This window comes from Caulobacter segnis ATCC 21756, assembly GCF_000092285.1.
GTDB classification, from domain to species: domain Bacteria; phylum Pseudomonadota; class Alphaproteobacteria; order Caulobacterales; family Caulobacteraceae; genus Caulobacter; species Caulobacter segnis.
Genome location: NC_014100.1, coordinates 4,530,133 through 4,552,374, shown reverse-complemented (window position 1 = coordinate 4,552,374; position 22,242 = coordinate 4,530,133). Strand labels below are relative to the sequence as shown.

Below are 22,242 nucleotides of genomic sequence, written 5' to 3'. Positions count from 1 at the left end.
GACGCCCTTCAATTTCGTTCGCCAAACGCGGAGACTAGACGTTCGCGGGGCGCGGTTCGATATGGGGGGCTGTTGTGTGCAAACGATTGGGGCGGAGCCTTCGCGAGGGAGCGAGGACATGACGTCGTCTGTCTCGAGCACGGACAGGGCCGTCGAACAACTTTGCCTGGCGTTTTCGGCTGAGTTGATCTCCAGCGGATTCCTTCGCGGGACCTATCGCTCGGCGCTCGACACGCTCCTGGCGCTCGCCATCGGCCAAGCCAACCTGGCGCACATGGCTCGCAACCTGGCGTTCCAGAAAACCTACGCCGCGTTGAGCGCTTCGCCGCCGGACGAACTGCGCCGGCCCGTGCGGGTCCGTTCCATCGCCATGTCGCTCGGCGTTCCTCAGGAGACCGCCCGGCGGCGAGTGGCCTCGATGGTGGAGGCCGGCTTTCTGACCCAGACGGACGCCGGCGTCCTCATGCCCAAGAGCATCACGGAGACGCCTGCCTACATCGCGACCGCTGAAGCGACCTGTCAGGCGATCGGCGATCTCTACGGCGCCTTCAGGCGCCTAGGCGCGCTGGGCGCGCCCGACCAGGAGGCCGGCGATGGGGAGTTTCCCCATCGCTACACGATGCGGCTCTGGGGGGATCACTTCCTGCGGCTGGTCGAGATGCTCCTACCCATCGTTCACGAACCCTTCGCCATCGTCCTGTTGTTTTCGATTCTGCGCGCGAGCCATGCGACGCAGCCTGGCGCGGGAAAGCCCGTCTCGGCCTCGTCGTTGTCGCGGTCCCTGGGCCTGCCGTTCGAGACCGTGCGGCGAAATGCGCTGCGGCTCGCCGAGGCGGGTCTCTGCCTCAAGACCCCCCGAGGCTACCTGATCACGCCCGAGCTTCTCGAGACGCCGGTCTGGCGGCAGTTCGCCGAGCGCCACGGCCAGATCCTGAAACGCTTCTTCTCCATCATGGGAGAGAGGGGATTGCTGGGCTGGTGGGAGGCCGAATACCAGGCGGCCAGCCGCTAGCCGGGCGTTCTAACAGGTCGCGCCAGCGGGAGAATGCGCCCTAGGCCAAGGCCTGGGCGATCCGCGCGGCGATCTGGGCGGCCACCGCGTCCTTGGCGGCGCGGTCCCAGCGCTCGGTCTTGTCCTTGGTCACCAGCAGGACGGCGTTCTCGCCGCCGCCCATCACGCCAGGCTGGGTGACGTCGTTGGCGATGATCCAGTCGCAGCCCTTGCGGGCCAGCTTGGCGCGGGCGTGTTCCTCGACATGGTCGGTCTCGGCGGCGAAACCGACGACCAGCTTGGGCCGCTGGGGACCCGAGGCCGAGAGCGTGGCCAGGATGTCGGGGTTCTCCACGAAGGTCAGGGCCGGCGGACCGCCCTTCTCCTTCTTCAGCTTGGCGCCGAACGCTTCGTCGACGCGCCAGTCGGCGACGGCGGCGACGAAGACGCCGACATCGGCCGGCAGGGCGGCCTGGCTGGCGGCCAGCATCTGGCGGGCCGTCTCGACGTCCACCCGCTTGACCCCCGGCGGGGTCGGCAGGAACACCGGACCGGCGATCAGGGTGACCTCCGCGCCGAGGCGGGCCAGGGCCTCGGCGATCGCGAAGCCCTGCTTGCCGCTGGAGCGGTTGGTGATCCCGCGCACGGGGTCGATCGGCTCGAAGGTCGGGCCGGCCGTGACCAGGGCCCGCTTGCCGACCAGCGGCTTGGCGGCGGGGCCTTCCAGCATGGCGACGATGGCGGCGAAGATCTCCTCCGGCTCGGCCAGGCGACCGGGCCCGAACTCGCCGCAGGCCATGGCGCCCTCGGCCGGGTCGACGAACGACACGCCGTCGGCCTTCAGGGTCGCGACATTGCGTTGGGTGGCGGGATGCAGCCACATCCGCACGTTCATGGCCGGCGCCATCAGCACGGGCTTATCGGTGGCGAGCAGGGTGGTGGAGGCGAGATCGCCGGCCAGGCCGCCCGCGGCCTTGGCGATCAGGTCGGCCGTCGCCGGGGCGACCACGACCAGGTCGGCCGAGCGCGACAGCTCGATATGGCCCATCTCGTGTTCGTCGGTCAGGGAGAACAGGTCCTGATAGACCTTGTCCTCGGCCAGGGCCGAGAGGGACAGCGGCGTGACGAACTGCTCGCCCGCCTTGGTCAGGATCGGCCGCACGGCGATTCCCGCCCGGCGCAGCAGGCGCACCAGCAGCAGAGACTTGTAGGCCGCCACGCCGCCGCCGACGATCAGAAGAACCCGCTTGTCGCTCACGCCCAGCTCCCGCTTTCCGCGTTCGTCTCGTCCCCTGCACATGCCCATCCCCGCGCCAAAGCGCCAGTGACAATCCTGCCGTGAACTTAGGGACTCGACTCCTGTTCCGCTTTCGTTCATTAAACGTCAAGGTAGAGCAATGGGGCGAATACGATCATGAAGATTGTGAGGCAGATTTCTGTCGGCGTCGTCGCTGGGTTGGGCCTGCTGTCCTTGGCGGCGTGCGACAGCGGCGCGTCGGCGGTCAAGGCGCCGAAGGGCGGGGAGCGGGCCAGCGCGGCGTCTGAAGGCTCCGCGGTCGAGGCGTCGACCGAGAGTCCGCGCCGAAGCGATCCGCGCGACGCGCCGGTCAAGCTGATCGCCGGCAAGCCCTATTGGGCCGCCAACCGCGACCGCACGGCCGAGGAGAACGCCCAGCGCTCGTTCCAGCGCAACGGCGAGACGTTCGGCGCCAAGAGCGCCGACGACTATGTCGCCAAGGTCCACGCCTTCGTCAGCGATCCGCCCAAGGGCTCGCAAACGCTGAAGCGCGCCAATGGCGATCTGCTGATCTACGATCCCAAGGACAATGTTTTCGCGGTGGTGTCGCGCGAAGGCGCGCCCCGCACGATGTTCAAGCCCGACGAGGGCGCGGCCTACTGGACCGAGCAGAAGACCCGCGAAGCGCGCCGGGCGACCGCCGCCAAGAAGCGAGAGCGGGACGAGGCGGAAGGGTAAGGGGGATCCTCCCCGCCATCTGGGCTTCAGGTCCCGGACCAGGGCGGGTCTGGGGCGGGGATGATGGGTTGGGCGAGGGCGGTCGTGCGTCTTCGCTTGGCTCGCCGCGATGATTCGCTTCCGTGGCGACACGCGAGGCCCGGGCCAGAGACGTCGCTCCGGCCTAGCGCGAGAGCAGCAGCCCGGTCACGAAGGCCGCCCCGGCCGTCGCGGCGCCGACCAAGAACCATAGCAGCGGCCAGACGTGCGATCGCTCGATATGGACTTCTGTCGTCGCCGGGGGCGAGGCCTCGGCCAGGCGGGCGATGGCGCGGAGGGCGCGCAGAGCCTCCTCGGCGAAGTCGCGGACCTTGGCGGCGGGCGAGAGCTCGCGGCCGATCCAACGACGGACCACCGGATCAGCGGCGGCCCACAGGTCGTGGGTCGGGTCGATGCGGCGGGCCACGCCCTCGACCGTGACCATGGTCTTCTGCAGCAGCACCAGTTCCGGCCGCAGGGCCATGTCGAAAAGCGCGGTGATCTCAAAGAGCTGCGCCAGGAGGCGGCCCATCGAGACGTCGCGGGCGTTGCGGCCGAACACGGGCTCGCCGACGGCGCGCAGAGCCTGGGCGAAGGCGTCCTTGTCCTGGTGGGCGGGGACATAGCCGGCGTCGAAATGCACCTGGGCGATGCGGGCGTAGTCGCGGTTCAGGAAGCCGTACAGGATCTCGGCCAGGTAGCGGCGCTCGCCGGGCCCCAGGCGCCCGACGATGCCGTAGTCCACGGCCGTGACGCTGGCCGGCGCGGCGACGAACAGGTTGCCTTCGTGCAGGTCGGCGTGGAACAGGCCGTGGTCCAGGGCCTGGGCCAGGAAGCCGCGGGTGACGTTTTCGGCCAGGGCCTTGCGGTCCAGGCCCGGCAGCGTCAGGGCGGCGGGGTCCGACAGCGGCGCGCCCTCGGCCCAGGTCAAGGTGAGGACGCGCTTGCCCACGCCCTCCCAGCACACGCTCGGGGCGCTCATATAGGCGTCCTTGGCCATGGCCTCGCCCAGCTCGGCGCAGCCGGCGGCCTCGAAGCGCAGGTCCATCTCCAGTTCGAGGGCGCGGATCACCACCTCGACGAACTCGGTAGGCCGCAGGCGGCGCGAGGCGGGCGCCAGAGTCTCGGCCAGGCGCGCGGTCAGCCGCAGCACGGCGGTGTCGCGGGCGACCTGGCGCTCGACGTCCGGCCGTAGCACCTTCACGGCGACCTTGCGCCCGTCGACCAGCGTGGCGGGATGGGCCTGGGCCAGCGAGGCGGCGGCGACCGGCTCTCCGATCTCGGCGAAGATCTCGTCCAGCGGCTTGCCGAGGTTGCGGGCGATCTCGGCCCTGGCGACCGCGAGCGGAAAGGCCGGCAGCCGGTCCTTCAGGTGCGAGAGGTCCTCGGCGAAGGCGCTCCCGAAGATATCGGCGCGGGTCGACAGGAACTGGCCCAGTTTGATCGCCGCCGGCCCCTGCTTCTCCAGCACGCGGGCCAGGCGCTCGCCCGGCCGGCCACGCTTGGCGGCGCTACCGGCGAACAGGCGCAGCACCCGCCCGGCCAGCTTGGCGGCCGGCGGCAGCAGGGGTTCGGCCTCGCGCGGGATCAGGGCGTCGGCCCGCACCAGGGCCCAGCCCGCGCCCGTCAGGCGCCAGAAGGCGGAGAACGAGGTCACTGCTTAGAGCGCCCAACCCTGGTGCAGGGCCGCGACGCCGCCGGTGAAGTTGGTGTAGCTGACCCGCTTGAAGCCGGCGTTCTCGATCATGCCGGCGAAGGTCTTCTGGTCGGGGAAGCGGCGGATGCTCTCGACCAGGTACTGATAGGCGTCGCGGTCCTTGGCGACCCATTCGCCGACCTGCGGGATGATCTTGAAGCTGTAGGCGTCGTAGGCCTTCGCCAACGCTTCGGTCACCGGGCGCGAGAACTCCAGGCACAGGAAGCGGCCGCCGGGCTTCAGCACCCGGCGCGCCTCGCGCAGGGCCGCGTCGATATCGGTGACGTTGCGGATGCCGAAGCTGATCACATAGGCGTTGGCGTAACTGTCGGGCAGCGGCAGGCGTTGGGCGTCGCCGACGGTCCAGGTGATCTCCGGTTCGCCACCGCGCTCGATGCCGGCCATGATCATCTCGGCGTTGTAGTCGACGATGTTGATGGTCGCGTCCGGACCGCCGCGCCGCTCCTGGGCGGCCCGCGCCATCTTGGCGAAGCGCCGGGCCATGTCGCCGGTGCCGCCGGCGCAGTCGATGATCACCTCGCCCGGCTGCGGGTTCAGGCGCGCGGCGACGGCGTCCTTCCAGAGGCGATGCACCCCGCCGCTCATCAGGTCGTTCATGATGTCGTAGTTCTTGGCCACGCGGTCGAACACGCCGCGCACCAGGCCCGCCTTCTGCGAGGCGTCGACATCCTTGAAACCGAAGCTGGCGGAGGTGTTGCTCATGACGTCCCGGGGGCGAAGTCGCTATAGGAAGGTCCGCTATTAGCTCGCGCATCGCGCCGCGTCATCGCCTTAAGGAATGATCCTTGCCCGAACTGCCCGAAGTCGAGACCGTCCGGCGCGGTCTCGAGCCCGTCCTGTCCGGCGCGCGCCTGGCCCGCGTGCGCGCCAACCGGCCCGACCTGCGGTTTCCGCTGCCCGACGGCTTCGTCCAGCGGGTGACGGGCGCGAGGATCCTGCGGCTGGACCGCCGAGCCAAGTACATCCTGGCCCCGCTGGATCGCGGCGACACCCTGGTGATGCACTTAGGCATGACAGGCCGCTTCGAGATCGCCGCGCCGGAGGGAACCGTCAGGCCCGGCGACTTCGCCCGCGAAGTGACGCCGGACGACAAGCACGCCCACGTCGTCTTCGAGACCGAGGCCGGCGCGACCGTCACCTATTACGACCCCCGCCGCTTCGGCTTCATGGACCTGATTCCGACCGACCGCGTCGATCGCCACCCCTGGTTCGCGACCATGGGGCCCGAGCCGCTGGGCGAGGCCTTCGACACCAGGACGCTGGAAAAGGCCTTTGCAAACCGCAAGCAGGGCCCCAAGACCCTGCTGCTGGACCAGCGCACCGTGGCGGGCCTGGGCAACATCTATGTCTGCGAGGCCCTGCACCGGGCCCACATCTCGCCGTTCAAGCCGGCGGGGGCCGTCGCTAGGAAGCGGCTCGGGCCCCTGACCACGGCGATCAAGGACGTGCTGGCCGAGGCGGTCGAGGTCGGCGGCTCGACCCTGAAGGACTTCGCCGCCGCCGACGGGGCGCTGGGCTATTTCCAGCACCGCTTCCGCGTCTACGACCGCGAGGGCGAGCCGTGCCCGACGCCCGGCTGCAAGGGCATCATCGCGCGGGAGGTTCAGGCCGGGCGGTCGACGTTCTTCTGCCCGGTGTGCCAGGTTTGAGGGCCAGGCGCGCCGTTTGACACAAAAGATTACACGCGTAGTCTAATCCCCGCTTGGGGAGGCGATCATGACGGCGCAAGCGCTCTGGAGTGTCTTCGAACATGCGGCGCTCCCTCAGAAGGCCGTTCTGATCCTGCTTTGCGCCGCGCTTCCGGGCGTCCTGATCGCCGCCGTGCTGGGCGCGAGGACTCCCAGGAACATCTGGCGACGTATCGTCGCCGACTTGCGGATAGCCGGCCCGACGCCGGGCCTTTTGGTGGGCGGGCTCAACAGCTTCCACATGGGCCGTACCATCCAGAAGCTCCCGTTCGATCCGACCCTCAAGCAGATAGCGCCCGGCATTTTCGAGGTGTCGACCCTGGTCAGCCTCGGCGCGCTGGTGGGGCTCGTGGCGGTGGTGGCGCAGATCGCGATCTCAATGCGGGAGCGCGAAGAGCAGGCCTACTGAATGTCGGCGATGGGTGGAGAGCGGACACTATGGGCCTCGCCGCAGCAAAAGTCGGTCAGCGCACCAAGCGATTGACTGTAAGTCCAGCGAGCATCGAGCCCGAAACCCAAGCCAGCAATTCCGAATAGTGGTTGGCAGAACCTAGGCTTACGCCCAGCAGCAGCAGCAGCAGCAGAGGCGCCACCATCAAAGCGTACCGATCCTTGAAGAATTGACGCTTCTGCTTTGTCGTCATCGGACGCGCGAAGGACGAATGTGATCCGCTCATGCACGGCAAGGTAGCGCGCGAAAGCCTCGGCGGCAACCGGAACCGTTTAGGAGGAAGCCCGCAATGGGTCGCAAGCCGACCTCCCGGGGTCGGAGCGAACCTTACATCTCTTGGAGGCTGCAGCGTGCAGGGCTGACCGGGTTGGTCAAGGACGGCTTCGCCGCCGCGGCGCGGCCGCCCGGAGGGCGGTCCTTGAGCAACCCGGTCAGCCCTGCGATCGTCTCGCCGTGAGATGTAAGGACTCCCGTCGCGGGGGGACGGGTTTCAGCGCCAATCGGCCACCGCTGCAGGCCCCCACCTGACCACGCTATGCGTGGTCGTCCGCCCCCGGAGGGGGCGGAAGGAGACGCGGGCCTTCTTCCCCCTCCGGGGGAGGAGCGCGTCAGCGCGGAGGGGGCAAGTACGAGCGTTCGCGGCGCTGTATGATCCGGGTATCCGGAATCGAACGGAACGATTTCAATCACTTCTCACTTTTACACGCCGCTGGATCATCCGCGTTCAAACCCATTCCATACTCTTCCTCACCCGATGGCTTGGAAGGGACGTCCGGCCGGCGATCGTGACGGCTGTCGGGGGTGGTCGAGCGGGAAGCGCTCGCCGGTCTTCTTTCGGGAAGGCGTCTTCGCGGCGGATCCAGGCGCAGGCTCCCTGAAATATCGGGACGAAGCCCTGGCGGCGAAGGCATAGGCGACGCGGCAGGTTCGGGCTGAAATCGCCCGGGCGTTCCGGGACCGGGGTCGTCGCCCCGGCCCGCCCGTCGGGGGCCTCTTTCGGAAGCGGGTTAAAACCCCGCGAGTCGAGGGCTCACCGGATAACGGCTGCGCGGAGCGTCTGGCTTCGTCGAAACGGTACACACACTTCAAACCTCCGGACGGATGTCCGGCGCTCCGCATCCCTTCTATCCCTTCAGCGAGCGATCGCGTGAAGCGGCGGAGCCTTGTCAGGTGACGGCATGATCCTTGAGCACGCCCAGCGGCGCGACGGCCAGCATCTCTTCATGGGTGGCTTCCAGCACCACCTGGGGCGCCATGCCGGCTTCCAGCGCCTCGGTCCAGCGGCCGGCGCACAGGCACCAGCGGTCGCCGGCCTTCAGGCCCGGAAAAGCGTACTCCGGGCGCGGGGTGGACAGGTCGTTGCCCTGGGCTTTCGAGAAGGCCAGGAACTCGTCAGTCAACACGACGCAGACAGTGTGCAGGCCTAGGTCGTGCGGCCCGGTCTCGCAGCAGCCGTTGCGATAGAATCCGGTCACCGGGTTCAGGGAGCAGGGCTTGAGTTCTCCGCCCAGCACGTTCTTGGCGTTCTCGTCGTAGCGCGTGGTCATAGCCCGATCCTACGCCAAGCCGAGGAGAGGCCAAGGCGGTTATTGCCCGGCCTGCCGCAAGCGGAAGGCTTTTGCTGCGACGCAGCAATGCTAAGCTCGGCGCAAAGCCAGAACCGATCCGGGGAGCACCATGACCGTCGACTTGCCCAGCCGCCCGCGCCGCAGCGCCCTCTACATGCCCGCCTCCAACGCCAAGGCGGTCGAAAAGGCCCGCACCCTCGACGCCGACGTGATCATCCTGGACCTGGAGGACGCGGTCGCGCCTGAAGCCAAGCCCGCGGCCCGCGAGGCGGCCGTGGCGGCGGTGCAGGCCGGAGGCTTCGGGGCCCGCGAGGTCGTGATCCGCGTCAATGGCCTCGACACCCCCTGGGGCGCCGAGGACCTGGCCGCCGCCGCCGAGGCCGGGCCGGATGCGGTGCTGGTCCCGAAGGTCAACGACGCCGCCGACGTGCGCCTCTACGACCAGCGCCTGCACGCCGCTCCGCCGGCCACGCGCCTGTGGATCATGATCGAGACGGCCAAGGCCGCCTTTCACCTATGGGAGATCGGCGAGGCCGCCCACGGCACGCGGCTGTCGGCCTGGGTCATGGGCGTCAACGACTTCGCCAAGGAGATGCGGGCGCGCCAGACGCCCGACCGCGCGCCGTTCCTGCCGCTGCTGACCCTGTCGGTGGCGGCGGCGCGGGCCCACGGCCTGACGATCCTGGACGGCGTCCACAACGACATCGAGGATCTGGCGGCGCTGGAGGCGGTCTGCGTCCAGGGCGTCGACTTCGGTTTCGACGGCAAGACCCTGATCCATCCCAAGCATCTGGAGATCTGCAACCGCGTCTTCTCGCCCTCGCCCGAGGACATCGTCTGGAGCCGCGCGGTGATCGCGGCCTTCAACGCGCCGGAAAATTCTGGCAAAGGCGCCTTGCGGGTGGACGGCAAGATGGCCGAACGTCTGCACCTGGCGCAGGCCGAGCGCCTGGTGGCGGTGGTCGAGGTGATCGCCGCGCGGGGGTGAAGCCGAAGGGGGCTCTAGAAGGTTGCGAATGCGGGCTATCGTCTTCTCCGTCGTCCTGGCCGCCAGCCCCGCGCTGGCCCAGCAGAGCCCGACGACGGCTCCGCCCGCGCAAGCGCCGCCTGTCACGACCGCGCCGCCGGCGGCCGAGGTCCCTCAGGCGTTGGACCCGCTGGCAGACCTGATCTCGCAGTCCGGCCAGGACATGGACGAGGACCAGGCCGAGACGGCCGCCAAGCCCGCGCCGCGCCGCAAGCCGAACATCCTGCCGATCCCGGCCCCAGGCGAGACCTCGCCCGCCGAGCAGGTCTACGAGCTGCGGGTGCGCGGGTCGATCGCCGCCGCCCAGAACCTGCAGGGCCCGCTGGACGGGCAATGGCGGGTGGCGGGTCCCGACGGGACGCCGCTCTACGCCCTGCAGATCGTCGACAAGGCCGGCGGCGGCGCGCCGCTGGAAGGCGCCTGGCGTGATCTTCGCCGGACCGGCGCGCCGGGCTCGACCGGCCTGATCGACGACCTTCAACGCGACGGCGAGGGTCTGTCGGCGCGCTTCACGGCCCAGGAAGGCGGTCAGGCTTCGACCCTGAGCCTGCGCCCCGACGCGGACGGCCGCTGGTCGGGCCAGCTCGTCGAGGCCGGGGCGGCGGCGAGCGTGTCCGCCGAGCACCTGCTGCCCGAGGCGCCGCCTGGCTACGAGGCGCGCGGCGCGCGGCCCTATGTCTGGCCCCCGCGCGCCGCGCCCGCCAAGGCCGCCGTCTGCTCGACCAAGGGCAAGAAGGGCAAGGCGCTGAAGGCCGCCAAGGCCAAGTGCGCGGCGGCCGCCCGCAAGGCCAAGTCGCCGGCGCTGAAGAAAGGCAAGGCCACGAAGGCCAAGGGCAAGAAGGCCTCGTCGCGGAAGAAGCGGCGCTAGAGCCTGTCCGTTTCCGATGAAGATCGGAAACGGATAAACAGGCTCTATCTCAAATAGTTAGAGCGTGGCGGGCGCCGAAACCGCTCACAACTTCGGCTGCCACGCTCTAGTTTTCCAGGACTTCCTCGGCCGCCGTGATCGCGGCTTCGAGGGCGTCGGGGCCGTAGGGGCTGGCCGGGCTGTGACTCCAGACGGGCCCGGGCCAGGCCGGGTCTTCCGGTCGCCGACCGACGACATGGACGTGCAGCTGGGCCGTGACATTGCCCAGGGCGCCGACATTGAGCTTGTCGACCGCCAGGCCGAGCGCCGAGCCGATGGCCCGCACGGCGGCGCCGGCCAGGACGATCTCCTCCATCAGCTGCAGGCGATGGCCGACGTCCAGCTGCTCGATCTCGGTCAGGCCGGGCTGGCGGGGGATCAGGACGAGCCACGGATAGCGGACGTCGTCCTGAAGCCGCACCTCGCAGAGGGGAAGATCGGCGACCAGATGCGAGGTCGCCACGAACGCGGGATCGAGCACAAAATCAGACACGCTTAGGCACCGCCGCCCAGTAATCGAAGTCGAGGATCACGCTGGAATCGTAGACGCCTTCGCCGCCCTTGTCCGGGAATTCCGCGCAGGGCGCGTCCTTGGTCGCCACCAGACGCAGCCGCAGGGCTCCGGCCGCGCCGAGGTCGGCCTTGTCCAGCACCTCGCTCCAGGCGAACACCGTGCCGCCGGCGAAGAAGGGCGCGACGTGGCGTCCGCCGTTGATCGCCAGGATCAGGCCGGCGTTCTGCAGGCCGTTGAACGACAGCGCCTTGGCCGTCGAGATCACCACCCCGCCATAGACGAGGCGGCGGCCGGACGGATCGCGGGCCCGCTCGAACTGGTTGAAGTGGACCTTGGCGGTGTTCTGCCAAAGGCGCGTGGCCATCTGGTGCTCGGCCTCCTCGACCGCCATGCCGTCGACATGGTCGATCTTCTCGCCGATCTCATAGTCCTCGAAGGCGTGCGGCGCGCCGGCCAGCGCCCAGTCATAGGCGGAGAAGTCGAGGCCGGGGGGCAGCGCCAGGTCGGCGGGGGCGACGGCCGTCGACAGCGTCGGAACGGTCTGCTCGACGATCTCGGCGGCCTCGTCGCGCTTGCGGACCATGACCCAGCGCACATAGCTCAGCACGGCCTCGCCATGCTGGTTGGTTCCGGTCGTGCGGACATAGACGACGCCGGTCTTGCCGTTGGAATTCTCCTTCAGCCCGATCACGTCGGAGACGGCGCTCAGCGTGTCGCCCGGAAAGACCGGGGCCAGGAAACGGCCCTCGGCGTAGCCCAGATTGGCCACGGCGTTCAGGCTGATGTCCGGCACGGTCTTGCCGAACACGATGTGGAAGGCGATCAGCGGATCGACGGGGGCGGACACAAGGCCGCACCCCCGGGCGAACGCATCGGACGAGAACAGTGAAAAGCGCGGACCATAGAGGGCCGTATAGAGCGCCACGTCCCCCGTCGTGACCGTCCGAGGCGTGGCGTGGACCAGTCTCTGGCCCAGCTTGAAGTCCTCGAAGAAATGGCCCGGATCGGTCTTGGTCGTCACGGCTTTCATCCCCTGCGCTGCTTATCATTGTTCATGCATCTTTGCCGCAGTGCAGCGAAACGGGAAAGGGGGCTTGAGGCCGGGCCGCGACAGGTCTAGACCGCGCGCGACATTTCACTGTCCACAGCCTTGATGGAGACCCCATGGCTCGCGCGAAGATCGCCCTTATCGGCGCCGGCATGATCGGCGGCACCCTGGCCCACATCGCCGCTCGCGAAGAGCTGGGCGACGTGATCCTGTTCGACATCGCCGAAGGCACCCCGCAGGGTAAGGCCCTCGACATCGCCGAAGCCTCGGCCGTGTTCGGCAAGGACGTGGCCCTGAAGGGCGCCAACGACTACGCCGACATCGCCGGCGCCGACGTCTGCATCGTGACCGCCGGCGTGCCGCGCAAGCCGGGCATGAGCCGCGACGACCTGCTGGGCATCAACCTGAAGGTCATGAAGGCCGTCGGCGAAGGCATCAAGGCCCACGCTCCGAACGCCTTCGTGATCTGCATCACCAACCCGCTGGACGCGATGGTCTGGGCCCTGCAGCAGTTCTCGGGCCTGCCGAAGGAAAAGGTCATCGGCATGGCCGGCGTCCTCGACTCGGCCCGCTTCGCCTACTTCCTGGCCGAAGCCACCGGCGTCTCGGTCGAAGACATCCACGCCTGGACCCTGGGCGGCCACGGCGACGACATGGTGCCGATGGTCCGTCACTCGACCGTCGGCGGCCTGCCGCTGCCGGAACTGGTCAAGCAAGGCTGGCTGACCCAGGAAAAGCTGGACGCCATCGTCGAGCGCACCCGCAAGGGCGGCGGCGAGATCGTCGCCCTGCTGAAGACCGGCTCGGCCTTCTACGCCCCGGCCGAGAGCGCCATCGCCATGGCGACCTCGTACCTGAAGGACAAGAAGCGCGTCCTGCCCTGCGCCACCTACCTGACCGGCCAGTACGGCCTGAAGGATCTCTATGTCGGCGTGCCGGTCGTCATCGGCGCCGGCGGCGCCGAGAAGATCGTCGAGTTCGAAACCAACGACGCCGAAAAGGCCATGTTCGCCAAGTCGGTCGAGTCGGTTCAGGGCCTGATGGAAGCCTGTAAGGCCATCGACAGCTCGCTGGTCTAAGCCTCCTCGCCTGAGCGAATAAGGAAAGGGCGGCTCCTCGCGGGGCCGCCCTTTTCTGTACGCCTACTGCGCCTCGTCGGACTCCTGGGAGATCTCTTCCAGCGTCTTGCCGACCTGCTTGGCGCCATAGTCCTTGGCGACGTCGCCGAGCGACAGGATGCCGGTCAGCGCGCCGGCGTCGTTCAGAACGACCAGTCTCCGGACCTGATGGTTGGCCATCTTGGCGGTGGCGTCGGCCAGGACGTCATCTTCCTTCACGCTCAGGACCTCGCCATCGGACATGGCCTCGGAGATAGGGCTGTCGAAGCTGCGGCCTTCGGCGACGACGCGCAGGACAATGTCGCGGTCGGTGACCACGCCCACCACCTTGCCGTCTTCGACAACGGGAACGACCCCGCTCTCGACCTGGGCCATGGTCTGGGCGACCTGGCGGATGCTGTCGGTGGGGCGCGCGATCGAGACCTGGGTGGTCATGGCGTCGCTGACTTTCATGGAGAACCTCTTGGGTTTGAACTCGAGGCTCTAAAACCCGCGCCGCGCCCCAACCGTTCCGCTTTCGGAGGCGACCGCAGGGCCCTATCTAGGCGCATCCCTCAAGTGGAGCTTCTCATGTCGATCTCGATCCATCAGGCCAGCGCGCCCGTATTCATCCAGGGCCTGAAGGGGCTGAAAGGCGTTCTGACCAAGGCCGCCGCCCACGTCGAGGCCAAGGGGTGGGATCCGGACGCCCTGCTGAAAGCGCGGCTCTATCCCGACATGTTCCCGCTGGTCCGCCAGATCCAGATCGCCACCGACTTCGCCAAGGGCTGCTGCGCGCGTCTGGCCGGCGAAGAGGTTCCGGCCTGGGACGATGTCGAAACCAGCTTCGCTGAACTGATCGCCCGCATCGACCGGGCCATCGCCTATGTCGAGGGTCTGGACCCGGCGGCGTTCGAGGGCGCCGAGGATCGCGACATCACCCTGACCCGTCGCGGCGAGACCAGCGTGGTCAAGGGGCTGGCCTATTTCCAGGGTCAGGCCCAGCCGAACTTCTTCTTCCACCTGACCACGGCCTACGCGATCCTTCGCCACAACGGCGTCGAGGTCGGCAAGCGCGACTTCCTGGGCATGGCTTAAGCTTCACCCGCATTCCCAGAACAGCCTTCCTCGCCCTTGTGGCGAGGACCCATGACGTAGCTTGGCTCGGCTTCGGATGGCGGACGCCGCCAGCGTGGGCGAGCGCGTGTCCTGCGCCGGGAGGGCTGGCCGATGGGCCCCAGGCACAAGGCCTGGGGAGGCGTGCGTGATTGGCGGGGACGGGTTGGGACGGCCTCTTTTGACTCCGTGGCCTTTTTCAGCCATAAGCCCCGGCTTCCGGCGCTTTATCAGCAGCGCCTCCACCGTCACGACCCCGGCCTGCTAGCGCAGGATCCATCCGGACGAGGACGGCGAGGACCCCCGTCGACGTGATCGTCCACGGGGGCTGATCGCGTTTGGAGCTTGTTTAGACCCAGGGTTCGACATGTTCGACGGCCTTACAGAGCGACTTTCCGGCGTCTTCGAACGTCTCGGCGGTCGCGGCGTGCTGTCCGAGAAGGACATCGACGAGGCGCTGCGCGAGGTCCGCGTCGCGCTGCTCGAGGCCGACGTCGCCCTGCCGGTCGTCAAGGACTTCATCAGCAAGGCCAAGGAACTGGCCGGCGGCGAGGCGGTCATCCGTTCGGTCAAGCCGGCCGACCAGGTGGTCAAGATCGTCTATGACGGTCTCGTTGACATGCTGGGCGGCGACGTCCCGACCGGCCTGAACCTGGCGCTGAACCCGCCCAGCATCATCCTGATGGCCGGCCTGCAGGGCTCGGGCAAGACGACGACCACCGGCAAGCTGGCCCTGCGTCTGAGCAAGACCGATCGCAAGAAGGTGCTGGTCGCCTCGCTCGACACCCGCCGTCCCGCCGCCATGGAGCAGCTCGCGCTGCTGGCGACGCAGGTCGGGGTCGAGAGCCTGCCGATCGTCGCCGGCCAGAGCGCCGTCGACATCGCCAAGCGCGCCGTCTCGGCCGCCAAGCTGGGCGGCTACGACGTCCTGATCCTCGACACCGCTGGCCGCACCACGCTGGACGAGGCGATGATGAGCGAGGCGGCGGAAGTCGCTCGCATCGCCAACCCGTCCGAGACCATCCTGGTCGCCGACAGCCTGACCGGTCAGGACGCCGTGCGCACGGCCAAGGCCTTCCACGAGCGCCTGCCGCTCACGGGCCTGATCCTGACCCGCGCCGACGGCGACGGCCGGGGCGGCGCGGCGCTGTCGATGCGCCATGTCACCGGCCTGCCGATCAAGTTCCTCGGCGCCGGCGAGAAGATCGACCAGCTGGACGTGTTCGACGCCCGTCGCGTCGCTGGCCGGATCCTGGGCCAGGGCGACGTCGTGGCGCTGGTCGAGAAGGCCGCGGCCGACCTCGACCAGGCCGAGGCCGAGCGCATGGCCAAGAAGCTGGCCAAGGGCAAGTTCGACCTCGACGACTTGGCCGCTCAGCTGCGGCAGATGCAGAAGCTGGGCGGCATGGAAGGCATCATGGGCCTCCTGCCGGGCGTCCAGAAGGTCAAGAAGCAGATCTCCGAGAGCGGGATCGACGACAGCATCTTCCGCCGCCAGCAGGCGATCATCAGCTCGATGACCAAGGAAGAGCGCAAGAAGCCCGACATCCTGGCCGCCTCGCGCAAGCGCCGCATCGCGGCCGGCTCGGGCGTCGATGTCGCCGAGGTCAACCGCCTGCTCAAGCAGCACCGTCAGATGGCCGACATGTTCAAGGCCATGAGCAAGGACGGCGGCAAGGGCCTGGCCCGCATGGCCCAGATGATGGGCGGCGGCGACATGGCGCGCCTCAAGAATTTGGGCGGGGGTAAGATGCCTCAGCCCGACCCCAACGCAGCGGGGGGCCAAGGCCTCTCGGGGCTGCCCGGTCTGCCGGGCCTCGGGACTGGCGGCGACGCCAAGCCCAACCCTCTCTCCGGCCTGGGCCTGCCCGGCTTCAACCCGTTCAAGAAATAGAACTTTAGACCAAGGACTACCGCAATGCTGAAGATCCGTCTCGCCCGTGGCGGCGCCAAGAAGCGTCCGTACTACTCGATCGTCGTCGCTGACAGCCATTCGCCGCGCGATGGCCGCTTCATCGAGAAGGTCGGCACCTACAACCCGCTCCTCAAGAAGGACGACGCCAACCGCGTCACCCTGAAGGTCGAGTCGATCCAAGAGTGGCTCAAGAAGGGCGCCCAGCCGACCGACCGCGTCGCGCGCTTCCTGGCCGCCCAAGGCCTGACCACCTGGACCGCCGGCAACAACCCGAACAAGGGCGCCCCGGGCAAGAAGGCGCAAGAGCGCCTGGCCGAGCGCGCTCAGCGCGAAGAAGACCGCAAGCAAGCCGAAGCCGACGCCAAGGCGGCCGCTGAAGCTGAAAAGGCCGCCGCCGCTGAAGCCGCCGCCGCCGCGGCTGCTGCTCCGGCCGTCGAAGAAGCTCCGGCTGAAGAGGCTCCGGCCGCTGAAGCTGAAGCTCCGGCCGCTGAAGAAACCACCGAAGGCTAAGGGTTCCAGCGCCGCCGATCCTTGGTTTGCGGACCCCCTTTATCCTGATCCGATCATGACGATCGGATCAGGAGGGGCCCCGGCCGGGTCGGCGGCGCGACTCTGTCTACGCGATGGCCGTCTCTCCCGATGATCCGCTGATCCTTGTCGGCCGCGTGGCCGGCGGCTTCGGCGTGCGCGGCGAGGTGCGGATCTCGACCTATACCGAAGACCCGATGAGCATCGCGGCCTTCAAGGCGCTGAAGCGCCAGGACGGCTCGCCCGCCCTGACCATTGCTTCGGCCCGCAAGACCAAGGACGGCGTCGTCTGCCGCTGTCCCGGCGTCGAGACCAAGGAAGCCGCCGACGCCTTGCGCGGCCTCCGGCTCTACGTCCCGCGCTCGGCCCTGCCCGAGCCCGATGAAGACGAGTTCTACCTGACCGACCTCGTCGGTCTCACGGTCCGCCACATCCAGACCGATCAGCTGTTGGGTCGCGTGAAGAGCGTCCAGAACTTCGGCGCCGGGGATATCCTCGAGATCACGCCGGACCTGGGCGGCCCCACCTGGTACCTGCCGTTCACGCGGGCGGCCGTTCCCGAGGTCAAGATCAGCGAGGGCCTGATCCTGGCCGATCCGCCGGCTCTGGTCGGCGAGCACGAGGGCCCCTCGGAAGACGAAGAGCTCGGCGACCGGGACTGACTTTCCGCTAAGGAGACCCCAGCGATGTCGGACGGAAAATGGCGGGTCACCGCCTCGCGCCACATCCACAAGGATCGCTGGATCAGCGTCCGCGCCGATGACTGCGTCACCGACGAGGGCGCGGTGATCGCGCCCTACTACGTCCTGGAATATCCCGACTGGGTCGAGGTGGTCGCGCTGGACGCCGACAACAACGTCCTGCTGGTCAAGCAATACCGCCACGCCCTGGGCGACATCTCCGTCGAGCTGCCGGCGGGCGGCATGGATCCCGGCGAGACCGATCCCGTCGAGGCGGCCCGGCGCGAACTGCTGGAGGAGGCCGGCTGCCAGGGGACCCTCAGCCTGGTCGGCGAGACCCGTCCCAACGCCGGCACCCACACCAACCGCACCCACATCATCCTGGCGCGCGACGTCGTGAAGGTCGCCGAGCCCCAGGACGAGCCCAGCGAGCGGATCGAAAGCGTCTGGGTCTCGCTCCCCGAGGCGATCCGGATGGCCCTGACCGGTGAAATCACCGTCGGCATGCAGGCCGCGTCGCTTCTGCGGGGCCTGGCGGCGGCCGGCGTCATCGAGATGACGATGGCGCCGCGAATGGGCGGATGACAAACAGGTCATGACGCAAGCTTAACTGGCGTCTGCGCCCATCCGATGCGACCTCACCGCGAATTCGCTAGGGGACCCGCATGCGCCGCCTGTTGATCGCCAACGCCTTGGCTCTGTGCCTGACTTCGCAGGCCTTCGCCGCAGAGGAACTGACCTCGAAGCAGGCTGGCCAGGTGGTCGACGCACTGGTCGGCCAGATGAACGACTACGCCTATCCCGCTAAGGCGCAGCAAGTGCGCGCGGCGCTGAAGTCCCAGCGCACCCGTTTGATCCAGATCCACGACCGGCAAGCCCTGGCTGAGGCGCTCACCGCTATCACCCTGGAGACCTCGGGCGACCAACACCTGAAGGTTTCGGTCGCCACGGCCAGCGCTCAGGTCGCCCGTGTCAGCGACGCCGACCAAGCCCTGATCGACCAGCGCTTGGCCTACGGCCTGATGGCGGTGCGCCGGCTGCCGGCCAACATCGGCTATCTGAAGCTACGCTATTTCGAGCAGACGCAAGCCGGCGCCGACCTGATCGACGCCGCCATGGGTCTGCTGCAGCACACCGACGCCCTTATCATCGACCTTCGCGAGAATACCGGTGGCGGCGGGGCGTCCGACGAGCGCCTGCTCGGACACCTGTCGAAGACGCCGCTGGCCATGACCCGGATCCACTGGCGTACGCCGGACGGTGGCGAGACGGTCGAGCAGCGGCAGCCGACAGTCCCGTCTTCGGGACCGCTTTACGCCGACAAGCCGGTCTTCGTCCTGACGGCCCATCGCACCTTTTCGGCCGCCGAGGCCTTCGCCTACGACATCCAGGCCAACAAGCGCGGCGTGCTGATCGGGACGAAGACGCGCGGCGGCGGCAATCCGGCCAATCGGCCTACGCCCGGACTGGGCTTTGGCCTCGTCGCTTTCGTGCCAAATGGCTGGACCGAGCATCCGCTGACCGGCAAGGGCTGGGAGGGGGTGGGCGTGAAGCCCGATGTCGAGACCGAAGCCGCCCTGACCGAGGCCTATCGCCGGGCCCTCGCCGCCGCCAAGCCGCTCGTCTCGACTCCGAGGTCGGAGAAGGAGCGCGCCGACGCCATCGCCAACCCAGCGGCGGCGCTGGCGGCGGATCAGGCGCTCTAGGCTACTTCCGCACCCGCATCAGGCACTCCTGGGCCACGGAGGCCAGGAGCTTGCCGTCGCGGCTGAACATCTGGCCGCGCACCAAGCCCCGGCCTTGCGAGGCGCTGGGGCTGTCCTGGGCGAACAGGGTCCAGTCGTTGAAATTGAACGGGTGGTGGAACCACATGGCGTGGTCCAGGCTCGCGCCCTGCAAGCCCGGCGTCGTCCAGATCAGGCCGTGCGGGCGCAGGGCGCTTTCCATGAAGGCCATGTCGGACGCGTAGGCCAGAGCCGCCTGCTGCATCTTGATGTCGTCGCCCAGCGGAGCCTTGGCGCGCATCCAGACGTTCTTGGTGCCGGACTTCTGGACCGGCGTGACGGGGTTCTGGGGATCCTCCCAGCGCACGTCGACGGGACGCGGCTTGCGGGCGTGGGCCAGCATCTTCGGATGGATCTGGTCGCCCAGGCTTTCCAGGAACTCGACCTCGGTCGGCAGCGTCTCGGGATCCGGCGCGTCGGGCATCTCCGACTGATGCTCGAAGCCCTCTTCGGGGGTCTGGAACGAGCAGGCCAGGTTGAAGATCTGCTCGCCGTGCTGGATGGCGGCGACGCGGCGGGTCGTGAAGGTGCCGCCGTCGCGGGCCCGCTCGACGTCGTAGAGGACAGGCGCGTTCACGTCGCCGGGGCGGATGAAATAGGCGTGCAGCGAGTGGCAGACGCGGTCCGGCACTGTGCGATAGGCCGCCAGCAGGGCCTGGGCGATGACCAGGCCGCCGAAGATGCGCGGGAAGCCGTCATTGGGGCTGACGCCCCGGAACAGGTTCACCTCGATCGGTTCGAGGTCGAGGATGTCGGCGAGGGTCTCGGTCGTCTGCATGGCGCAGTGCGATAGGCGCAGCCGTGCGCCGCCGCAAGTCGTCACCTTGCGTCAGGCGGTCGCGGCGCCCATCGTCAGGCCATGCCCAGCGCGCCGCCGATCGTCCACCACCCCGCCTTCCGCGCCGAGATGCCGGCGGGGCATCGCTTTCCGATGGACAAGTTCTCGCGTCTGGCCGCCGTCCTGGAGGCCGAGGGCGTTCCGGGGGCTGACGGCTTCGCGCGGCCGGAACCCGTCGATGTCGAGACGCTGCGTTTGGCTCATAATGAGGACTATGTCCGCGGCGTGATCGAGCTCTCCTTGCCGCCCGAGGTCGTGCGGCGGATCGGCTTGCCCAACACCGAAAGCGTGGCGACGCGGGCTCGGGCCGCGACCGGCGGCACCCTGCTCGCGGCGCGCCTGGCCCTGGAACGCGGGATCGCCTGCAACACCGCCGGCGGCAGCCATCATGCTTCGGCCGAGAGCGGGGCGGGCTTCTGCGTCTTCAACGACGTGGCGGTGGCGGCCAGGCGGCTGCAGGCCGAAGGCCGGGTCGGCCAGGTGCTGGTCGTCGACCTCGATGTCCACCAGGGCGACGGCACGGCGCGGATCTTCGAGGACGATCCCAGCGTCTTCACGTTCTCGATGCACGCGGAGAAGAACTTCCCGCACCGCAAGGCGACGAGCGACCTCGATGTCGAGCTGGCCGACGGCATGGGCGACGAGGATTATCTTGGGAAACTGGCGGAGATCCTGCCGGCGCTGCTCTCCAGCGTCCGGCCAGACATCGTCTTCTTCAATGCGGGGGTCGATCCCCACGCGGACGACAAGCTAGGCCGGCTGTCGCTGACCGACGAGGGTCTGGGGCGACGGGAGGCCTATGTCCTGGGCGCTTGTCTTGCTCTTGAGATCCCCTTGGTCGGGGTCATCGGCGGCGGCTACGACGCGGATATCGATCGTCTGGCGGCCCGCCACGCCATCCTGCATCGGACGGCCAAGTCTTTGTATTCTGGGTAGTCTTCTCGTCGTTTGTCTTAGATCGCCATCTCCGTCGGGGGGCTCGCTTTAAGGAGCGCCCGACGGAGGCTACGCGGCGATCACCTACAGGCTCTGGGCGAGCGAGCCGGCGACGATGATGAGCGGCAGAACCGCCAGAACGAGCGAAGCGAGGCCGGACACGGCGGTGGTCTTCATGGTCATGGTCTTGATCCCTTTTTCTCCGGCCGCCCCGTTGGCGTCCGGTGATCAGGGATATAGGCCCGGGCCTTGGTTACTGCACGTTACCTTTGCTTCATTACGTCGATTTTAAGGAGGTTATCGCAGTCAATTCACATTACGGGGGTGTAATTTTACGTGATCTGCACGTGTCAGAACAAAACTTCACCGATTCCCAATCCCTGGCCCACTTCTTTCGCCAAGTGAACGACCGACCGCACGCCGCACAAGGTTTGGACGGCAGATCGCCCTTGGCGACCGCCTTTCCGCCCTTTCGTGAGAGTTTCACGCGCCCTCTTCGCTCGGCGCGACGAGGAACAGGCCGCGCAGCGTGGCGATCGGGGCCGAGCGGGTCTCCTGCCAGGCCTCGACATGGACGTTGGCGATGCGCCGGCCCAGCTTTTTGATGCTGGCGCGGGCGTAGGTGGTCAGCGGGCGGCCCGAGCGCAGGTACTCGATCGAGACGTCGATGGTGCGCGGCTGACGCGTCATCGGGGCGGCCACCGAGAGCTGCGCCAGCGCCGTCATCTCCATGAAGGCGCCCAGGACGCCACCGTGGATGGCCGGCAGCATCGGATTGCCGACGATGTGCTGGGCGAACGGGAGGATCGCCGTCATCTCATCCCCGGCCAGCTCGGCGCGCACGCCCAGGAAGCGAGCATAGGGAATGGACTCCAGCATCGAGACCAGGCGGCTGTCGGCGTCGCTCATTGGTCGGCTCCCCCAGTCTGTGCGCGGTTGGCGCGCGAGGGCTTGAGGTTGGCGCCCGGCTTCTTGCCGGCGCTGGAGTCGAGCATGAAGGTGGCCTGGGCCGTGGCCACGGGATCTTCCGGATCGCGGTCGTAGGCCACGGCGCGCACGAAGGCGACCGAACGGGTCAGCTTGTAGCAGTGGGCGCGCGCCAGGATGTCGAGCCCGGGCTCGGCCGGCCGCATGTAGTCGATGCGCAGATCCAAGGTGGCGATGGAGGTCCAGGCCTCCAGCGCCGCATGCACCGCCTGGCCGCTGGCGTGGTCCAGCAGCGTGGTCACCACGCCACCGGCGATCACGCCGGTTTCCGGATCGCCGACGATCTCGGGGCGATAAGGGACCTTCAGCAACGCCGTAGCGTCGCCGATTTCCAGCGTGGAGAAGCCCAGGGCCCTGGCCTGCGGGCTCCCCTCGTTCATCGCCGTGGCGATCAGGCGGCTCTGTTCGTTGTCGCTCATGCCGTCTCCTTCAACAGGGATAGGCTTAGCGCCTCAGG

Annotated in this window: 27 protein-coding genes and 2 pseudogenes; 14 read left to right on the top strand and 15 right to left on the bottom strand. The window is 68.3% G+C overall.

Going from position 1 to position 22,242, the window contains the following annotated elements; translation table 11 throughout:
• Positions 1 to 118 precede the first annotated feature (118 nt).
• Complete coding sequence (locus CSEG_RS20850) at positions 119 to 1,012, top strand: Fic family protein (protein WP_013081212.1); 894 nt, start codon at positions 119 to 121, stop codon at positions 1,010 to 1,012.
• A 40-nt stretch (positions 1,013 to 1,052) separates the two neighbouring features.
• Here CSEG_RS20850 and coaBC read toward each other — a convergent pair whose 3' ends face one another.
• A complete protein-coding gene (gene coaBC, locus CSEG_RS20845; protein ID WP_041538395.1) occupies positions 1,053 to 2,249 on the bottom strand; it encodes a bifunctional phosphopantothenoylcysteine decarboxylase/phosphopantothenate--cysteine ligase CoaBC in 1,197 nt (398 codons plus the stop codon).
• A gap of 156 nt (positions 2,250 to 2,405) precedes the next feature.
• Here coaBC and CSEG_RS20840 point away from each other — a divergent pair, with 156 nt between their 5' ends.
• A complete protein-coding gene (locus tag CSEG_RS20840; RefSeq protein WP_013081210.1) occupies positions 2,406 to 2,966 on the top strand; it encodes a hypothetical protein in 561 nt (186 codons plus the stop codon).
• Positions 2,967 to 3,129: 163 nt separating this feature from the next.
• On the opposite strand, the gene ubiB is transcribed toward CSEG_RS20840, so the two are convergent.
• Both ubiB and CSEG_RS20830 read right to left on the bottom strand, forming a co-directional pair.
• Positions 3,130 to 4,641 (bottom strand): 2-polyprenylphenol 6-hydroxylase, encoded by a 1,512-nt coding sequence (ubiB, locus tag CSEG_RS20835; RefSeq protein ID WP_013081209.1) that lies wholly within the window; start codon positions 4,639 to 4,641, stop codon positions 3,130 to 3,132.
• A gap of 3 nt (positions 4,642 to 4,644) precedes the next feature.
• Positions 4,645 to 5,403, bottom strand: coding sequence for a class I SAM-dependent methyltransferase (locus CSEG_RS20830; RefSeq protein ID WP_013081208.1), 759 nt, complete (start codon positions 5,401 to 5,403; stop codon positions 4,645 to 4,647).
• A gap of 83 nt (positions 5,404 to 5,486) precedes the next feature.
• On the opposite strand from CSEG_RS20830, the gene mutM reads away from it, so the two are divergent.
• Positions 5,487 to 6,350, top strand: coding sequence for a bifunctional DNA-formamidopyrimidine glycosylase/DNA-(apurinic or apyrimidinic site) lyase (mutM, locus tag CSEG_RS20825; protein WP_013081207.1), 864 nt, complete (start codon positions 5,487 to 5,489; stop codon positions 6,348 to 6,350).
• Between the two features lie 67 nt (positions 6,351 to 6,417).
• On the top strand, positions 6,418 to 6,798 hold the full coding sequence (locus tag CSEG_RS20820) for a hypothetical protein (protein ID WP_013081206.1): 381 nt from the start codon (positions 6,418 to 6,420) through the stop codon (positions 6,796 to 6,798).
• Positions 6,799 to 6,853: 55 nt separating this feature from the next.
• On the opposite strand, the gene CSEG_RS20815 is transcribed toward CSEG_RS20820, so the two are convergent.
• From CSEG_RS20815 to CSEG_RS20810, 4 genes and pseudogenes are all read right to left on the bottom strand, one after another.
• The gene (locus CSEG_RS20815) at positions 6,854 to 7,033 is read right to left on the bottom strand and encodes a hypothetical protein (protein ID WP_013081205.1); all 180 of its coding nucleotides are present in this window, start codon (positions 7,031 to 7,033) and stop codon (positions 6,854 to 6,856) included.
• 195 nt (positions 7,034 to 7,228) lie between these two features.
• A pseudogene (locus CSEG_RS22775) lies at positions 7,229 to 7,300 on the bottom strand (hypothetical protein); the annotation flags it as partial.
• Between the two features lie 571 nt (positions 7,301 to 7,871).
• Positions 7,872 to 7,965: pseudogene (locus CSEG_RS23830) on the bottom strand (hypothetical protein); the annotation flags it as partial.
• Positions 7,966 to 8,006: 41 nt separating this feature from the next.
• Complete coding sequence (locus CSEG_RS20810; RefSeq protein WP_013081203.1) at positions 8,007 to 8,387, bottom strand: DUF2237 family protein; 381 nt, start codon at positions 8,385 to 8,387, stop codon at positions 8,007 to 8,009.
• A 130-nt stretch (positions 8,388 to 8,517) separates the two neighbouring features.
• Here CSEG_RS20810 and CSEG_RS20805 point away from each other — a divergent pair, with 130 nt between their 5' ends.
• Both CSEG_RS20805 and CSEG_RS20800 read left to right on the top strand, forming a co-directional pair.
• Positions 8,518 to 9,396 carry an HpcH/HpaI aldolase/citrate lyase family protein gene (locus tag CSEG_RS20805; protein ID WP_013081202.1) on the top strand — a complete coding sequence of 293 codons (879 nt, stop codon included), beginning with the start codon at positions 8,518 to 8,520 and terminating at the stop codon, positions 9,394 to 9,396.
• A gap of 28 nt (positions 9,397 to 9,424) precedes the next feature.
• Positions 9,425 to 10,303 (top strand): hypothetical protein, encoded by an 879-nt coding sequence (locus tag CSEG_RS20800; RefSeq protein WP_013081201.1) that lies wholly within the window; start codon positions 9,425 to 9,427, stop codon positions 10,301 to 10,303.
• 106 nt (positions 10,304 to 10,409) lie between these two features.
• On the opposite strand, the gene CSEG_RS20795 is transcribed toward CSEG_RS20800, so the two are convergent.
• Positions 10,410 to 10,835: an HIT domain-containing protein gene (locus CSEG_RS20795; protein WP_013081200.1), complete on the bottom strand. Its 426-nt coding sequence runs from the start codon at positions 10,833 to 10,835 to the stop codon at positions 10,410 to 10,412.
• On the bottom strand, positions 10,828 to 11,886 hold the full coding sequence (locus CSEG_RS20790) for a MaoC family dehydratase (RefSeq protein ID WP_013081199.1): 1,059 nt from the start codon (positions 11,884 to 11,886) through the stop codon (positions 10,828 to 10,830). Before CSEG_RS20790 ends, CSEG_RS20795 begins: the two co-directional genes overlap by 8 nt.
• Positions 11,887 to 12,020: 134 nt before the next feature.
• On the opposite strand from CSEG_RS20790, the gene mdh reads away from it, so the two are divergent.
• A complete protein-coding gene (mdh, locus tag CSEG_RS20785; protein WP_013081198.1) occupies positions 12,021 to 12,983 on the top strand; it encodes a malate dehydrogenase in 963 nt (320 codons plus the stop codon).
• Positions 12,984 to 13,046: 63 nt separating this feature from the next.
• Here mdh and CSEG_RS20780 read toward each other — a convergent pair whose 3' ends face one another.
• Entirely contained in the window at positions 13,047 to 13,475 is a 429-nt protein-coding gene (locus CSEG_RS20780; RefSeq protein ID WP_013081197.1) for a CBS domain-containing protein, read from the bottom strand.
• Positions 13,476 to 13,592: 117 nt separating this feature from the next.
• Between CSEG_RS20780 and CSEG_RS20775 the strand changes: the two genes are divergently transcribed.
• The 6 genes from CSEG_RS20775 (at position 13,593) to CSEG_RS21730 (ending at position 18,946) form a co-directional block, all read left to right on the top strand.
• Positions 13,593 to 14,099 carry a DUF1993 domain-containing protein gene (locus CSEG_RS20775; protein WP_013081196.1) on the top strand — a complete coding sequence of 169 codons (507 nt, stop codon included), beginning with the start codon at positions 13,593 to 13,595 and terminating at the stop codon, positions 14,097 to 14,099.
• Between the two features lie 385 nt (positions 14,100 to 14,484).
• A complete protein-coding gene (gene ffh, locus CSEG_RS20770; protein ID WP_013081195.1) occupies positions 14,485 to 16,011 on the top strand; it encodes a signal recognition particle protein in 1,527 nt (508 codons plus the stop codon).
• A 24-nt stretch (positions 16,012 to 16,035) separates the two neighbouring features.
• A complete protein-coding gene (gene rpsP, locus CSEG_RS20765) occupies positions 16,036 to 16,542 on the top strand; it encodes a 30S ribosomal protein S16 (protein WP_013081194.1) in 507 nt (168 codons plus the stop codon).
• Between the two features lie 113 nt (positions 16,543 to 16,655).
• A complete protein-coding gene (gene rimM / locus CSEG_RS20760) occupies positions 16,656 to 17,222 on the top strand; it encodes a ribosome maturation factor RimM (protein WP_013081193.1) in 567 nt (188 codons plus the stop codon).
• A 24-nt stretch (positions 17,223 to 17,246) separates the two neighbouring features.
• Positions 17,247 to 17,825, top strand: coding sequence for an NUDIX hydrolase (locus CSEG_RS20755; RefSeq protein WP_013081192.1), 579 nt, complete (start codon positions 17,247 to 17,249; stop codon positions 17,823 to 17,825).
• A gap of 80 nt (positions 17,826 to 17,905) precedes the next feature.
• A complete protein-coding gene (locus CSEG_RS21730) occupies positions 17,906 to 18,946 on the top strand; it encodes a S41 family peptidase (RefSeq protein WP_013081191.1) in 1,041 nt (346 codons plus the stop codon).
• 1 nt (position 18,947) lies between these two features.
• Here CSEG_RS21730 and CSEG_RS20745 read toward each other — a convergent pair whose 3' ends face one another.
• The gene (locus CSEG_RS20745; RefSeq protein WP_013081190.1) at positions 18,948 to 19,802 is read right to left on the bottom strand and encodes an acyl-CoA thioesterase; all 855 of its coding nucleotides are present in this window, start codon (positions 19,800 to 19,802) and stop codon (positions 18,948 to 18,950) included.
• A gap of 81 nt (positions 19,803 to 19,883) precedes the next feature.
• On the opposite strand from CSEG_RS20745, the gene CSEG_RS20740 reads away from it, so the two are divergent.
• A complete protein-coding gene (locus tag CSEG_RS20740) occupies positions 19,884 to 20,798 on the top strand; it encodes a histone deacetylase family protein (protein WP_013081189.1) in 915 nt (304 codons plus the stop codon).
• Between the two features lie 84 nt (positions 20,799 to 20,882).
• Here the strand turns inward: CSEG_RS20740 and CSEG_RS20735 are convergent, their stop codons facing one another.
• From CSEG_RS20735 to CSEG_RS20725, 4 genes are all read right to left on the bottom strand, one after another.
• On the bottom strand, positions 20,883 to 20,981 hold the full coding sequence (locus CSEG_RS20735; RefSeq protein WP_013081188.1) for a hypothetical protein: 99 nt from the start codon (positions 20,979 to 20,981) through the stop codon (positions 20,883 to 20,885).
• Between the two features lie 133 nt (positions 20,982 to 21,114).
• A complete protein-coding gene (locus CSEG_RS22165; RefSeq protein ID WP_013081187.1) occupies positions 21,115 to 21,285 on the bottom strand; it encodes a DUF2256 domain-containing protein in 171 nt (56 codons plus the stop codon).
• Entirely contained in the window at positions 21,282 to 21,707 is a 426-nt protein-coding gene (locus tag CSEG_RS20730) for a PaaI family thioesterase (protein ID WP_013081186.1), read from the bottom strand. The genes CSEG_RS22165 and CSEG_RS20730 overlap by 4 nt, the downstream gene beginning before the upstream one ends.
• Positions 21,704 to 22,204, bottom strand: a complete 501-nt coding sequence (locus CSEG_RS20725; RefSeq protein ID WP_013081185.1) for a PaaI family thioesterase — start codon at positions 22,202 to 22,204, stop codon at positions 21,704 to 21,706. The genes CSEG_RS20730 and CSEG_RS20725 overlap by 4 nt, the downstream gene beginning before the upstream one ends.
• Positions 22,205 to 22,242: the final 38 nt, after the last annotated feature.

Bases quoted from the DNA above. Each gene is read 5' to 3' on its own strand.
- CSEG_RS20850 (WP_013081212.1), top strand. From the start codon at position 119: ATGACGTCGTCTGTCTCGAGCACGGACAGGGCCGTCGAACAACTTTGC.
- CSEG_RS20840 (WP_013081210.1), top strand. From the start codon at position 2,406: ATGAAGATTGTGAGGCAGATTTCTGTCGGCGTCGTCGCTGGGTTGGGC.
- CSEG_RS20830 (WP_013081208.1), bottom strand. From the start codon at position 5,403: ATGAGCAACACCTCCGCCAGCTTCGGTTTCAAGGATGTCGACGCCTCG.
- CSEG_RS20820 (WP_013081206.1), top strand. From the start codon at position 6,418: ATGACGGCGCAAGCGCTCTGGAGTGTCTTCGAACATGCGGCGCTCCCT.
- CSEG_RS20815 (WP_013081205.1), bottom strand. From the start codon at position 7,033: ATGACGACAAAGCAGAAGCGTCAATTCTTCAAGGATCGGTACGCTTTG.
- CSEG_RS20810 (WP_013081203.1), bottom strand. From the start codon at position 8,387: ATGACCACGCGCTACGACGAGAACGCCAAGAACGTGCTGGGCGGAGAA.
- CSEG_RS20805 (WP_013081202.1), top strand. From the start codon at position 8,518: ATGACCGTCGACTTGCCCAGCCGCCCGCGCCGCAGCGCCCTCTACATG.
- CSEG_RS20800 (WP_013081201.1), top strand. From the start codon at position 9,425: ATGCGGGCTATCGTCTTCTCCGTCGTCCTGGCCGCCAGCCCCGCGCTG.
- CSEG_RS20790 (WP_013081199.1), bottom strand. From the start codon at position 11,886: ATGAAAGCCGTGACGACCAAGACCGATCCGGGCCATTTCTTCGAGGAC.
- mdh (WP_013081198.1), top strand. From the start codon at position 12,021: ATGGCTCGCGCGAAGATCGCCCTTATCGGCGCCGGCATGATCGGCGGC.
- CSEG_RS20780 (WP_013081197.1), bottom strand. From the start codon at position 13,475: ATGAAAGTCAGCGACGCCATGACCACCCAGGTCTCGATCGCGCGCCCC.
- CSEG_RS20775 (WP_013081196.1), top strand. From the start codon at position 13,593: ATGTCGATCTCGATCCATCAGGCCAGCGCGCCCGTATTCATCCAGGGC.
- ffh (WP_013081195.1), top strand. From the start codon at position 14,485: ATGTTCGACGGCCTTACAGAGCGACTTTCCGGCGTCTTCGAACGTCTC.
- rpsP (WP_013081194.1), top strand. From the start codon at position 16,036: ATGCTGAAGATCCGTCTCGCCCGTGGCGGCGCCAAGAAGCGTCCGTAC.
- rimM (WP_013081193.1), top strand. From the start codon at position 16,656: ATGGCCGTCTCTCCCGATGATCCGCTGATCCTTGTCGGCCGCGTGGCC.
- CSEG_RS20755 (WP_013081192.1), top strand. From the start codon at position 17,247: ATGTCGGACGGAAAATGGCGGGTCACCGCCTCGCGCCACATCCACAAG.
- CSEG_RS21730 (WP_013081191.1), top strand. From the start codon at position 17,906: ATGCGCCGCCTGTTGATCGCCAACGCCTTGGCTCTGTGCCTGACTTCG.
- CSEG_RS20745 (WP_013081190.1), bottom strand. From the start codon at position 19,802: ATGCAGACGACCGAGACCCTCGCCGACATCCTCGACCTCGAACCGATC.
- CSEG_RS20740 (WP_013081189.1), top strand. From the start codon at position 19,884: ATGCCCAGCGCGCCGCCGATCGTCCACCACCCCGCCTTCCGCGCCGAG.
- CSEG_RS20735 (WP_013081188.1), bottom strand. From the start codon at position 20,981: ATGACCATGAAGACCACCGCCGTGTCCGGCCTCGCTTCGCTCGTTCTG.
- CSEG_RS20730 (WP_013081186.1), bottom strand. From the start codon at position 21,707: ATGAGCGACGCCGACAGCCGCCTGGTCTCGATGCTGGAGTCCATTCCC.
- CSEG_RS20725 (WP_013081185.1), bottom strand. From the start codon at position 22,204: ATGAGCGACAACGAACAGAGCCGCCTGATCGCCACGGCGATGAACGAG.